Genomic DNA, 236 nt, shown 5'->3' on the forward strand with positions numbered 1-236 from the left:
TAATTGCTTGGTTCTTGACTGCACTTGGAAGGTTGGCAGGAACATCTTTTGTTGTTTTCTTGGTGCTTTTCTGTTCTTTCACCATTTCAGCGATAAGACGATTCACTACATCAATATACTCTTTGCTCATATTGCATAAGATAGAAGCCTGTTCTTTTGTAGGAAGCAATTTGATTTTGACTGTGATGGTTTGTGACAGATCATTCACCCCCTTGTTTTTTGTTGTTCGACATAAC

General features: G+C 37.7%; 1 pseudogene. It reads right to left on the reverse strand.

From position 1 onward, the window contains the following. A pseudogene (locus tag ACQCV8_RS20265) lies at positions 1–199 on the reverse strand (RNA-guided endonuclease TnpB family protein); the annotation flags it as partial. Positions 200–236: the final 37 nt, after the last annotated feature.

The sequence above is a fragment of the Metabacillus sp. 84 genome (assembly GCF_050107715.1).
In the GTDB taxonomy this organism is placed as follows: domain Bacteria; phylum Bacillota; class Bacilli; order Bacillales; family Bacillaceae; genus Metabacillus_B.